16 protein-coding genes are annotated in these 12,688 nt (G+C 30.6%); 1 reads left to right on the top strand and 15 read right to left on the bottom strand.

Annotation, left to right across the window (positions count from 1 at the left end; genetic code table 11):
* Window positions 1-76: 76 nt before the first annotated feature.
* The 11 genes from ACFS5M_RS06785 to ACFS5M_RS06835 form a co-directional block, all read right to left on the bottom strand.
* Entirely contained in the window at window positions 77-1,111 is a 1,035-nt protein-coding gene (locus ACFS5M_RS06785; protein ID WP_183487080.1) for a serine hydrolase domain-containing protein, read from the bottom strand.
* An 8-nt stretch (window positions 1,112-1,119) separates the two neighbouring features.
* Window positions 1,120-1,365, bottom strand: a complete 246-nt coding sequence (locus tag ACFS5M_RS06790) for an FUSC family protein (RefSeq protein ID WP_183487082.1) — start codon at window positions 1,363-1,365, stop codon at window positions 1,120-1,122.
* Between the two features lie 41 nt (window positions 1,366-1,406).
* A complete protein-coding gene (locus ACFS5M_RS06795; RefSeq protein ID WP_183487084.1) occupies window positions 1,407-1,949 on the bottom strand; it encodes a DinB family protein in 543 nt (180 codons plus the stop codon).
* 59 nt (window positions 1,950-2,008) lie between these two features.
* A complete protein-coding gene (locus ACFS5M_RS06800; RefSeq protein ID WP_183487086.1) occupies window positions 2,009-2,518 on the bottom strand; it encodes a DUF3124 domain-containing protein in 510 nt (169 codons plus the stop codon).
* A gap of 141 nt (window positions 2,519-2,659) precedes the next feature.
* The gene (locus ACFS5M_RS06805; protein ID WP_183487088.1) at window positions 2,660-3,268 is read right to left on the bottom strand and encodes a MarC family protein; all 609 of its coding nucleotides are present in this window, start codon (window positions 3,266-3,268) and stop codon (window positions 2,660-2,662) included.
* A 439-nt stretch (window positions 3,269-3,707) separates the two neighbouring features.
* The gene (locus ACFS5M_RS06810) at window positions 3,708-4,481 is read right to left on the bottom strand and encodes a T9SS type A sorting domain-containing protein (protein WP_183487090.1); all 774 of its coding nucleotides are present in this window, start codon (window positions 4,479-4,481) and stop codon (window positions 3,708-3,710) included.
* A 133-nt stretch (window positions 4,482-4,614) separates the two neighbouring features.
* The gene (locus ACFS5M_RS06815) at window positions 4,615-5,247 is read right to left on the bottom strand and encodes a dioxygenase family protein (RefSeq protein WP_183487092.1); all 633 of its coding nucleotides are present in this window, start codon (window positions 5,245-5,247) and stop codon (window positions 4,615-4,617) included.
* Between the two features lie 237 nt (window positions 5,248-5,484).
* The gene (locus ACFS5M_RS06820; RefSeq protein ID WP_183487094.1) at window positions 5,485-6,327 is read right to left on the bottom strand and encodes an alpha/beta hydrolase; all 843 of its coding nucleotides are present in this window, start codon (window positions 6,325-6,327) and stop codon (window positions 5,485-5,487) included.
* A 60-nt stretch (window positions 6,328-6,387) separates the two neighbouring features.
* The gene (locus tag ACFS5M_RS06825; protein ID WP_183487096.1) at window positions 6,388-6,951 is read right to left on the bottom strand and encodes a DUF4870 domain-containing protein; all 564 of its coding nucleotides are present in this window, start codon (window positions 6,949-6,951) and stop codon (window positions 6,388-6,390) included.
* A 249-nt stretch (window positions 6,952-7,200) separates the two neighbouring features.
* On the bottom strand, window positions 7,201-7,953 hold the full coding sequence (locus ACFS5M_RS06830) for a DUF6090 family protein (protein ID WP_183487326.1): 753 nt from the start codon (window positions 7,951-7,953) through the stop codon (window positions 7,201-7,203).
* 231 nt (window positions 7,954-8,184) lie between these two features.
* A complete protein-coding gene (locus ACFS5M_RS06835; RefSeq protein WP_183487098.1) occupies window positions 8,185-9,534 on the bottom strand; it encodes an amidohydrolase family protein in 1,350 nt (449 codons plus the stop codon).
* A gap of 256 nt (window positions 9,535-9,790) precedes the next feature.
* Between ACFS5M_RS06835 and ACFS5M_RS06840 the strand changes: the two genes are divergently transcribed.
* Window positions 9,791-10,006 (top strand): hypothetical protein, encoded by a 216-nt coding sequence (locus ACFS5M_RS06840; protein WP_183487100.1) that lies wholly within the window; start codon window positions 9,791-9,793, stop codon window positions 10,004-10,006.
* 25 nt (window positions 10,007-10,031) lie between these two features.
* On the opposite strand, the gene ACFS5M_RS06845 is transcribed toward ACFS5M_RS06840, so the two are convergent.
* From ACFS5M_RS06845 to ACFS5M_RS06860, 4 genes are all read right to left on the bottom strand, one after another.
* On the bottom strand, window positions 10,032-10,697 hold the full coding sequence (locus tag ACFS5M_RS06845; RefSeq protein ID WP_379898299.1) for a hypothetical protein: 666 nt from the start codon (window positions 10,695-10,697) through the stop codon (window positions 10,032-10,034).
* A 182-nt stretch (window positions 10,698-10,879) separates the two neighbouring features.
* Window positions 10,880-11,257, bottom strand: a complete 378-nt coding sequence (locus ACFS5M_RS06850; RefSeq protein ID WP_183487102.1) for a DUF2200 domain-containing protein — start codon at window positions 11,255-11,257, stop codon at window positions 10,880-10,882.
* 223 nt (window positions 11,258-11,480) lie between these two features.
* On the bottom strand, window positions 11,481-11,891 hold the full coding sequence (locus ACFS5M_RS06855; protein ID WP_379898301.1) for a hypothetical protein: 411 nt from the start codon (window positions 11,889-11,891) through the stop codon (window positions 11,481-11,483).
* A gap of 1 nt (window position 11,892) precedes the next feature.
* Complete coding sequence (locus ACFS5M_RS06860) at window positions 11,893-12,648, bottom strand: SDR family oxidoreductase (protein ID WP_183487106.1); 756 nt, start codon at window positions 12,646-12,648, stop codon at window positions 11,893-11,895.
* Window positions 12,649-12,688: the final 40 nt, after the last annotated feature.

Here is a 12,688-nt window from a genome sequence, read left to right on the forward strand (position 1 = left end):
TTGTCCACTAAAGGTAGTGATTTAAATTGAAGTAGAAGTGAAGCAATTTATTAAACGGGTTGGATTGCAGATGTATTTATTTTTTTTCTCGCTTAAGTATTTTTACAATTCGATTCATTATGATTTCGGATAGATTCCAATTATATCCTTCAAAATTAGTTGTATTCATAAACTGAATCACAACAGTATCGATATCTTTATGATATTCCGCAAGGCTTTGATAGCCAGGAACCAGACCTCCATGTTCATAGACATAAATAGAAGAATAGATTTCCTGCTCATTGCCTTCAAAGATAGAACCATCATTTAAAGCTCTAAGGAAAACACCAACATCTTGTGCTGTAGCAATCATTAATCCTGTATCTTCAGTTTTCACATCATCTTCAATTCCAACGTAATAACCACACATAACACGATCTAAGTCCACCTCCTTCAGTGAACCAAACGTATTGTTCAATTTTAGAGGTATTAAAATTTGTTCTTTAATATATTGTTGATGACTATAGCCTACTACGTTGTCTATGAGTTTTGAAAGTAGCAAATAATTTGTGTTTGAATATTCGTAGCCTTTGTCTGGTTGAAAGCTAGCAGGTAAATCCAATACTAATTCTAGTTTTTCATTATAGTTGTATGGAGGATCAACCCAAAAATCAGGATAGTTGGTAAAATTAGGAATTCCACTTCTGTGCTGTACCATTAATTTTAAAGTGATTTTTTCAGCGTTTTCGATTCGTCCAACGAGCTCTGGAAAATAATCAGCAAGAGTTTTATCTAAAGACAAACGATTATCGCTGACTAATTTAGTAATTGCGACAGCAACATATAACTTCGTGATACTAGCAATCTTAAATAAAGCTTCTGGATCTGCAGGTATTTTATTTTTTCGGTCATGCCAACCAGCCGTATAAAAAGCTGGAGGTTGACCACCTTGATCGACATAGACAATCATACCATCAATTCCAAAATCCATGGCATCATCGACTTGCTCTTGAACAGTATCTGGAAGTGGTAAAATCCATGCTTTTACTAAAATCCAAGGCACGAACATTAAAGAAGAAATACTTGCCGCTATAAATACAATTTGAAGTATTCGTTTTATGCGTTTGTTCATAATATAATTTATTTTAAACCTCTTTCGTTTAATACTTTTTTTAAGGCATCATAATTTTTAGACTTATTAATTTTATAGATAAAAAATAAAGGAATTAGTGTGAAAAAACCTACTGTATTTTTTGCAATACTATAAATGATTACTCCAATCATAAAACCGATTAATAAAGCATTTATTATGGTAGTTGACTTGAGTTTTTTTGCCATCTCTAAAAGTTCTTGATCTGTTAATTTAGATAGTTCTTCAGGTGTCATTTATTTTGTCTTGGTGTTTTAGTGGAGCTTTTCTTTTTCTACTATTGAAACAGTACATACCTAGGAGGCACAAGTCCGTTTAGCCTTAAATAAACTAACATTTGCCCTCTGTGATGAGTTATGTGATCAGCAAGTAATAAAAAGATTTGGCGTTTTGTTCTTTGTAATCCAAAATAGTCTAGTTCGTCGTTAAATTGTTTTGTGTCAAATTGAGTAATTAATTTTATGGCTTCATCAAATGTTTTGTTGATTGTCGCAATCATTTCTTCTTTAGTCTTATTGGCAGTTTTAAAGATGGTGTCTGTTTTCCAGTCTCTTGACTCACGACCACCTAATAATGATTGGCTATGCCAATCTATAGCATATCCAATATGTAGTAAGTTTTCAGCAAAAGTCAATGATTCAGGAGAAGCGCTAAAATTATATTTCTCTTCAGGCATTGTTTCTGCAACAAGAATTAAATACTTGCGAGAATTTTCTAATCGTTCTAAATAGTCTTTAATAAATTGATCTTCTTGCGCATATAGAGGTGCAGTAACTGTACTAAATAGCAAAATAAAGGTTAAGAAGTGAATTTGTTTCATGCGTTTTAAAGATTAATATTTGTTTTTTGAATCATTAAAAGTTTAATTTTAAGGTCGTATTATTTAATACGAATTCCTTGGGTAATAAAAGATAAACCTTGTTGGCCCATTGTTGAATTCATAATGCCTTCAAATAAAGGTTCAGGGCAATTTGTTGGTGTTTTCCACTCAAAAATAAAATTTGATCCAGTACCTCCTAAAACATCAGATTCGTCAATAATAATTTCTGTGGTTTCTAGAGGAGCCAAATATATAGCTTGATCAAAATACTTTCTAATAGATGTTCCATGAGTGTCATAGTACTCAGCCTTTAAAATATATATGGTATCTAAGTCGCTAGTATTTCTAAGACTAACCATCGCTGTAAGGTTTGTTGTTTTACGTTCTGACATGCTATGGATTTGAGAGTAAATTGAGAGGTAAGATTTTCCGAATTGAAGTGAATCTTTGTTGTTTATATTAACTGATCTCTTTAACCAATTTTCTGGGTTTATAGAACTAATTTCTTTTTGTTCATTGCAGGCAAATAATAATGTTATACTAAATAATAGTAAAATAGTTTTTTTCATTGTTATCAAAGTTTGTTTAATAGTATTAAATATACACTTGTGTGATTTTTAGCCAGTCGTTTTTTACTATCAGTTTACTTTTGTTTTAAAGATATAAATTTAAATCGGAGTTTAATTAAGCCTAAGCAAAGTACAGTTTTACTAGTTTACAAAATAATTGCTAATTCCACTTAATATGCTTTGTACAGCATACGAAGCTAAGATTAGTCCCATAATTTTACTTAGAACTGTAATTCCGTAATCGCCTATTCTCTTTTGTAAATGATTTGCTGTTAAAAGAATTAAACATGTAATTCCTATAACTAATAATACAATTACTGTTGTAATGGCTTGTTGTCGTATGGTGTAAACATGATTGTTTGTCATCAAAACAACTGCCAAAATTGCTCCTGGTGATGCTATTGAAGGAATTGCAATAGGAAATATTGTAACGTGTTTATAGTCCGTAATTTGATTTTTTTCCTGTTCTGGCTTTCCATCTCCAAATATCATTGTTAATGCAAACAAGAAAAGAATTACTCCTCCTGAAATTTGAAAAGCATCCAGTGAGACTGACATGCCTTCTAAAATAAACTGACCAATTACAATAAAAAATAAAAGAATTAGAAACGCTATTATTGATGCTCGAATAGCAATTTTCTTTTTATGAACTAAATCAAACTCTTTTGTCGCTTCAAGATAAACTGGTATTGAACCTATTGGATCTATGACCGCAAAAATGAAAAATATCGTTGTTAAAATTTCAGCCATTTTATTTGTATGCTTTTTTTCGGATTAACATAAATAGATTTATACTTTTCATTAATATTTAAGTTTCTCTTTAGAGTAATGTTTTATTAAATGTACCTTAATATATTCTTATATGATTTGATACAGATTTAAAATGAACCATTTACTGAAAACTAATTTAATAAGAAAGGAGAGAAGCTATGTTTCGCTCTTTTTTCAAATAAATTTACAGTTTGTTTAAAGATAAAAATTTTAATTGAAATTCAAGAGTATGTATGAATTATACACGTTATAATAATATGTTTTTATTGTATTCTTGAAATAAAATTTCTTCACCTTATGAAGTGTCTTAATATGAATACTCACCTTTGTTACTAGCAAAAAAAACCAGAGAAATTAGTTTCTCTGGTTTTTTGAAATTTGATAATAGTTATCAACTTATTTTAGAACGACTCAAAGTTTAAAATTCTTTTTTAATCACTTTGAAAGTTTTGACTGTTCCATCTTGAAAGGTAGATCTAAAAAAATAAGCTCCATTGGCAAGATTTGCAGTCTTTATTGTTCCGTTTAAAGCATTTAGCTTTTGAACACTTACATACTGACCTAGCATATTGTAAACCTCTACTTGCTCGATCATTTTTTGTGAAGTGATATTCAAGACATCTGTTACAGGATTAGGATAGTAAGAAAATTCGAAAGATTGCACATCAGGAATGCTTAATGGATTGTTTATCACGCTGTATGTGCCTATTAGTGTGGCTCCTCCAGCAATGTCATCAACAGTATCTGCAGCAAAATAGATATTACCACTGCTAGACGAACCTGTCATTGCGTTATATTCATCTACACTAAGAGTCCATGTCGCCTGACCAGAGAATGCGACTTGTCCTGCAGTAAAGTCAGATGTAGGATCATCTGTGTAGCTCCAAATATTCAGTCCTGGATCAGTACCACCTCCACCTCTGAAAAGATCTGGTGAAAGATCTGGTGTGTTTGCAGCTGATGTCAAGTCGCCACTGACGAGTACTTCAGCAAACGTTTGATCGCTTGTGAAGAAATCTTCGAGGTAGAACCCTGTTGAATCACTACCACTAATCGTTGACGCAGATAAACCAGGTCCTGCTGTAATCGTAACCTGATTGGCTACTGCAAGATCTACGACAATTAAGTCTTGAGCATTAACAAAAGTTACTGCAACAAGAGACAGTAAAAAGAATTGTAATTTTTTTTTCATATTTGTTGAATTAAATGTTAATAATACATAAAGATAGTAATTTTTTAACATTTAAACGTCTGATAATTTGCGGTTTAGCTTGTTTTTAAATTTCTATAGAAGGAAAACGATTTAGAAACCTGATATTTCTTCTTTATTCATAGTCAGGAATGTTCAAGCCTAAAATTATATTTCTATTTGCTGTCAAAATTCCATTTTTCATTTTGAGTTCGACTATTCCAGAGCCACCTCTGTTTTTTTCAGATTCTTTTTTTTCTTTGGTAAGAATTGGATCATCCTTGAATAGATAGCTATCAATATAATATGGTGTTGTATTTGGTTCCTTAATGTAAATATGTATGTGTTCTGGTTCTTGGACTTCAGGATATGATGCAGGGCGAAATGTGTAGAAAGTAAATTTCCCATCCTCATCAGTCTTTAACCATCTTCGGTATTGTCCGTGTCGTTTTTCCCAGCCAATTGGGTTATCACTTGGTTTATAAATTCCGTTTCTGTCAACGTGGTAGACATATAATATAATATTTTTTGCTGGTGTCTCTCCGTCTTTTTTAAATACTGTTCCTGTTATTTTAATTTTTGGTTCGTTTTGATTAAACCCTGGAAGCGTATCAGTCGATTTTGGGATTAAGTTTAGTGTTTTAAAATCTAAAGTCGCTTCGCAACCTTCACAAGGTCCACCAACATTTCTTTCAGGTTTAGTATTGGATTGACCTTTACAGGAAATAGTATTTAATGTTAATAATAGTATTCCTAAATATTTTTTCATTGGTATGTTTTCAAAATGAATACTAACGTATCCGTTGATTTTATTTAATTATCCCATTTCAGCCAAAGCACTTTCTGCCTAATTGAATTTCTTTTTGGTGATTTATAAAAAAGGAACGAAGCTATCAATAACTTGCTTTTTTTTGATTAGTTAAATATACGAATTGTATGATAAATGCTTAAATTTAAATAAGTTATAAATGTATTTAATAGGTTGAGGTAAACTGTGCGTTATTTTTTATTTTAACAACCTACTTATTATTTCAGTAAACGCTTCATTCCATTTTAAATAGTCATGTCCACCATTATATTCGATGATGTCACAAAACAAGTTGAGTTCTTTATATTTTAATTTTAAGAATTCTCCATCCTCTCTCAGAAAAAAAGGTTCGTCACTGCCATACCTCATATACAAATTTGGATATTTCACATTTATATTCCATGTATTTGTTTGAATATCACCACCAAAAGTTGAAAAGCATAAATAGTTGCCAATAATTTCTGGGTGAGTGTTTAGCAAACTTAATCCAAATCCAGCACCATTTGATACACCATAAAAATACCGATCATTTTTATCAAGCTTTTGATTAAATTCATTTTCTATTTGATTGATTAGTTCATTTTTGAAGTATGCCATATGATTTTTAAACCTATTCACTAATAAAGAATCACTATTAGAATAATCATTGATGTATTCAAAATATCGATATTTTAAATAATGTTTAGTGTTGTCTCCTTTTGTAGAGCTCGTACTATCAGCTATTTTCCGATTGGAATGGCTTGCGACTAAAATTACGGGTTTAATTATATTGTTGTCTATTAGCGAGTCTAATGTTTTTTTATAAAAACTTTTTGCTGAAATTTTGTTTCCATCTGTTGCAAATATGATTGGGTAAGTCTTAAGACTATCAAATGCTTTGGGTAAATAAATATTATGTTTTCGATACTCATTTAAATGAGTACTAAAAATGGAGTCTGTGTAATATAATGATTCACTTTTAGTACTCGACTTTTCACTTTTACATGAAAAAAGAGATAAATAAACAAATCCAATAATTATAAGCTTGTTAAAATTATTCATAAATAAGTTAAATAGATTTGTAATCGTTTACTGTTAAAGAATTCTGTTGAATTTGCTTCCTTATTTTATAAGTCTAATGAGGTTGGGATACATTTTTTTAGGTTCTCCATTTTTAGTTTTGAGGGCAAATAAAATGGGTAAAATAATATTCAATGCATATAGTCCGAGGAAAGTATACAATAAGGCGTCATACTTTCCATAATGCATGATTTTAAAAAACCCGTAGGTTGTTATTGAAAGAAAGGTTAAAATGGACCAAACTATTTGAAAATTTAAAAGGTTAGCACCTATTTCTTTAAGTCCAATTATCTTGTCTTTTTTTGTCAACCATAAAATTAAAGGAAGAATTATATTACCTGTTGGAATAACCAAAAATATTATCACAGAAAGATGAAAGATAATAAGGTAGCTTTTATCTGTTTGCTTTCCGTAATCTAAAATGTCTTCTACGTTAATATCAAGAACTTCACAAATTAAACTTAAAGTTTTTCCTCTTGGTTCACTTTCATTGTTTTCAATACGTTGAATGGTTCTTAAATTGACTTTAGCAGATTCAGCTAGCTCTTCTTGAGTTAGGCCTTTTTTCTTTCTTACGTCTCTAATTTTACTTCCGATTTCGTTCATAATTAATTTAGTTTAAAGTTTTAACAAAACTACTTATGAATCTATTATTTTGGTAACGGTTTGTTTGCGACATTTTTACGACATTTGAGTCTGTTAGTTGATTTTATTGGGTTTTAAGGTGTTGCTTATCATATTTTTGGTAAAGTTTAGAGCATTTGACTAAAGTGCTTTCCTTTAAGACTGAGCCATTAGCGTTATCGTGTTTTCGTTATTTATCATCCTTTTTAGATTATAAAATATATTGAAGAATCAATCTTTGATAATTGTTTCTATTTCACTAATTAATTCATTACCAACTTCAATTATTTGATCATAATAGTCTAGCATACCTGTTTGTATTGCACCTCTTGTTACTGTAGATCTAAAAGATTCATCAAAGAACGATTCTTTAAGTTTACTTTTCATATTGTCATCTAGATCATCATAGTTTAAACTATTTTGATTCATATATACACTAATTAATTCCGACATATCAAATTTTGCTGCCCAAATCACTTCCATGCTTTCTACAAAGTTGAAGTAGCTAATTTCTTCTTTTATTGTTTTGTTTAAAATGGTGTTGTAAGTGTCTATTAAACTATCAGCTTTAGTGCCATTTATTTTACCTAAATAAGATGAATTTTTTAAAGCCTCATAACCGCTTTGGTTTGGTGTAAAATAATAATCTATAAAAACAAATGCTGCATTTAAGTTAACAAATAAATCGTATTCATTATTTTGAAAGCTAACCAATGCTTTTTGACAGGCTTCATTAGTTTCTCTTCTTCTCTTTTTTATCGCATTTAAATTTTTAATATCGTGTTTAATATTATTACTGATTTTTGCTAAATATTGATGCAACTCTTTTTCTTCTTTTCTAGCGTCATTCCAATTATTTATTTGAAGTGCAATCAAAATACCAATAACAACAAGTGCAATTTCTCCGATGGCGTATTTAAAATACTTTCCAGTTTTGTTTTTCTCCATAAGGTCGTATCGTATTTTTCTAAAAAACTTTATCATTAAATCATGTTTAAGTTACTATGTATATTCTCACCAAACTTCTGCAAGAGCTTTGATTTTACAAAGGCCAAATTGAGTTCGAATAGTCTAAAGAATTTTATCATTAGTTATTGGCTGGTTAAGATGAATTATATTGTGAATGTGTATGATTAGATAAATATACAAATTGTAGTATGAATTTTTCGAATAAATCAATTTAGCAATAAGCTATACCTAGTGTTGTTGAACATTTTAGTGTTCAATTCTTTTTTGAATAATTCCGTTCTTGAATACTGTGTTTATTGATAGCGTATTTTTAATTGATTCAAGCGGATTTTTGTCTAATAATATCATATCTGCAATTTTTCCTTTTTCAATAGTTCCCAATTTATCAAGAATATCCATCATTTTTGCAGCATTGTGTGTGCCCATTTTTATAATATCTATAGGTTTCATTCCTCCCATTTCTAAAAGTTGCATTTCTTCATGTAAACTATGGCCATGAAAAATATATGTGTTTCCAGTATCAGTTCCTAATACCATATTAACTCCATTTTCATAAAGTGTTTTAATGTCTTCTACTTGAAAAGCCATTATATTTTCTAGTGTCGGATTTTTTAGTTTATAATCATTTTCAAAAAAGAATAGTAGTTCTTTCGCTTTTTCAACTTCAGACTGGCTCGTTAAGTTTTTATAGTTCTCAGGTTCGTAGATATCCTTAATTTCAGTTTCGTTAACCCATTCTGGATGAAGAGGGTAGATAAAGCTTTTGTCAAGCATTAAAGTAGTGACCCAAGAAATATCAGATTGATAGATTAAATCTACCATTTCCTGATCTCTTTCAAAATCTAAATCGACTCCAGTAAAATGTATGATGTTATTTATTTTAGCCTCTAAAGCCATGCTTAACTCAACATTGTCGCTAATATGTACAAAGACTTTAGTATTATTCTTTTGAGCTTCTTTTACTACTTTATTTATAAATTCTTGTGGCATCCTAGGTAATGGAGGAGGCATTGGACCTTCTTCAATAGTTAATTTTATACCTTGAATTGGATATTGCGATACCTCTTTTACTAAAGATTCTATTTGTAGGGTATCTTTTAAATAAAATACTGTTTTTCCTTCTCTCCAATTGCTTGATGAATAGGTGCGAACAGGATGACTACCTTCCATAATAAAATGTTGACTTGTATGAAAAACTCTTGGTGAAGCTATTAAATCTTGACTCCCAATTTCTCTCATTTCTTTATAATATTCATTTGTGCATGTGCTTCCGCCAGTAACAAAAATTGAGGTAACACCAAAATGAATAAATTTTGGAAAATCTATTTTATAATTATTTGTATGTGTGTGGCAGTCAAATAACCCAGGAATCAAATATTTTTTTGTGCCATCAATTATAGTTTCCATTTTATTGACTTCAGCTTGATTTATTAAAGTAATTCTTCCGTTTTTGATATAAACGTTGGCATTAGATTTTAAGGCTGCTCCAGTGCCATCAATTAAATTAACATTAGCGATAACGAAGTCATATTTTTTATTTGGACTTTCTGAGCATCCTAGTGTGAATATGAACATAATTAGTAGCAAATATTTCATAATTTCAGTTTTTAATGACTACAAGATGTTTGCGTATGATTCGTTGCTGATTGAGTCGAAACTGTTTCGGCTTCGAATGAGTATTTATGGTGAAAAAACCCGCTAGAAAAAGGAGTAAGGTTGAGACTTGCATTTTTCTAGTAAATCATACTTGTTTAAAGATAAGAATTTTAATTGAAGTTTATAAGGTAGGAGGGACGAGATGCATTGTTACCATTGGTTTTATTCGTTCAATATTTCTAATGCTTTTTCAAGTATGTCTGAAGTAATACCTTCAGTATTCCCACCAATTCTCATAACATTATCCATACTCAATGTATCCAATACGAAGATTTCTGTCGCACTTGCCGAAGCTTTTGAAGTCAGTAAAATTGAGTTTAGTAAAAGCATCTTTATTACCTTCAATATTGGTGCTTCTGGCGAAAAATGTAAACCATTGACTGCTTTTTTAATGCCAATTTGTTTTTTATAATTTACTGCTATTAGTGGTTCAACTTTTAATCATTTGGTCGTTCTGGAATATAAACAGCATCAATTTCTAATTCATTTCCATATTTTATTATAATTGAACATAATACAGAAACATTTTTTCCATTGTGAATAGCAGGTTTCATCACAGGCATTTTTCTAAGCACTCTCAAAATCTCTGCTTGAATGGTTACCTCAGAATCTCTAACTTTCATACCAGTCAGATTTCCACTTTCGTTGATTATAAAAAAAGTTTCTACCTGCTTTGGTTCTGAGAGATTTAAATCTTTAGAGACACTCATGTTAAATTCACGTTTTATAAATGCCGATACTTTATTATTAAAACATTCCTTTGTTTGATCTGCAGAAAGATTCTCACAACCATCATAAACAGGTGCGATATCCGCATCTTTTAATACCATCCTATTATCAGGACTATAATTTGCTAAACCGTCATTCTGTGATACAATACTACATAAACTTAACATTGCTTGTTCCTCTTCTTTACTAATATTTCCTTGCGCCATTACCTGCTCTTGAACAGCATTAATTTTCATTATCAATTCACTTTCCGTGTTTATGGATGAGTCTACAGTTTTTTTACAAGAAACACTAAAGAGGCCAATATAGATTATTGAAGTAGCTACTATATATTGCAGTGTTTTTTTTCTTTTTGAATTGAATTTATAGTTCATGTTTTATTTTGATTTTTATAGCTTATTCTCAAGATGTTTGTGTTCGGTTTTATATGGATTTTCAGCCGAAACGCTTTACGTTAGGATGAGCTGTTTATGACAAAGTCATTACACTAGTTTAAAGATATGAATTTAATTTGAAGTTCATGTGTTAACATGAATGATACACGTTGTTATCAGTTTTACTTCTTTTCTTCTCGTAAAATTTTTTCCATTTTACGACCTCTCGCTAATTCATCAATGAGCTTTTCCATACGTCTACATTGTTTATACAACTCAAATTCATCCTCTATTTCTTCAATTCGATAGCCGCAAACAACTCCTTTAATCAGGTGTGCGTTAGGATGAATTTTAGCTTTTTGAAAAAATGTTCTAAAAGTGGCTTTCTCTTCAATGAGTGTTTGTAAATCATCATTATCCAAACCAGTAAACCATTTTATGACTTGGTTGAGTTCTTCTTTTGTTCTGCCATTTTTTTCCAATCTATTTAAGTAAAGTGGATAAATGGATGCAAATATCATATTAGCAACTTTTTCATTTTTTTCGACTGTAACTTTCATTTTTATATGATTTTCAATTATTGGCACTTAGGCGTTTGTATGATTTCGTTTAGATTTTTAGCATAACCATTTGTGGCAAAAATCCAATAGATAAAAAGCGCGATGCTAAGCGACTAGAATTTTTCTAAAAACTAAGATACAATAAAGTAGGAAATGTTCCTTATTTTAACAGATAACCACATGACTTTTATCTGTTGTTAGGTGTAGTGTTTTTTTATCCTTGTTAAAGTTTTGAAGTTTGTCCTATATCTAATCGGTAAAATTTGCCATTTTCATTTTCATAGAAATTAAAATAAACTTCAAAAGTTCCCCACATTCCTGCTTTAAAGTCTCCAATAATATTTTTGCCATTATTTTCAACTTTGTCGATAGAGAGAAATTTTTCTTTTCCTAAAGCTCCCTTAAAAAAATCATGAAAATCTTTGTCATTTCCGTCATCTTTCATTTCTGGATTTTCGGTAAAGTAAGAATACCAAGATTCATCGCCATTTTGTAAAGCTTCTATAGCCGCTTTTACGTTGCTGTTTGTTATTGCTGATAAGTCCATTTCTTTTTTGTTTGATTTAGTTGAACTTGATTGCCCACAGGCAACCAAGTTCAAAAGTATTACTAATATTCCAATAATTTTTTTCATCTTATTTAGTTGTATAACCACCATTTGCAAGTATGGTTTGGCCAGTAATCCACCAACCATCGGTTGCTAAAAAAGTAATGATTGGAACTATATCTTCAATTTGTGTTAAACCTCCTAAAGCAGATGCCGATTTATGATAGGCAACAGCTTCTGGTGCTTCTTGTCCGTAGAAAAAGGGTGTGTCCATTGGTCCAGGTCCAACAGCATTTACAGATATACCTCTTTCCCCAAACTCTTTAGAAGCAGCTCGTGTATAATGCTCTACTGGTGCCTTTCCTCCTGCGTAAGTTGAGTATAAACCAGTGAACGCTCCTAAAAGTGAAGTAACGATAGTAATAATTTTACCATTGTTTTCTACATTTTTTCCTGCTTCTTGTAAAAAGAAATAAGCTGATTTACTATTTACCGCAGACATCGTATCAAATTCTTCTTCACTTGTCTCTGAAAAAGGCTTCTTTAATACCATTCCAACAGTGTTAACAGCAACATCTACCTTTCCAAGTTTGTCTTTTGCTTCTTGAAATAATGCTTTTACATTTTCTGCTTTTGTTAAATCGCTTTGTATAAGAATTGCTTTTCTTCCTAAATCTTGTACTTCTTTTAAGGTTTCCTCAGCAGCAGCTTTTGTACTGTCACTATTAAAATGTATAACTACGTCAGAACCTTGTTTTGCAACCTCTCTACTTATTAAACCTCCAAGGTTTTTAGCACCACCTGCAACTAAAACTACTTTGTCTTTTAAATTAATCTTTGCCATTGTTTTTGTTTTTTATAATTAATAATGGTACAAAGATAAA

The sequence above is a fragment of the Lacinutrix iliipiscaria genome (assembly GCF_042686125.1).
GTDB classification, from domain to species: domain Bacteria; phylum Bacteroidota; class Bacteroidia; order Flavobacteriales; family Flavobacteriaceae; genus Oceanihabitans; species Oceanihabitans iliipiscarium.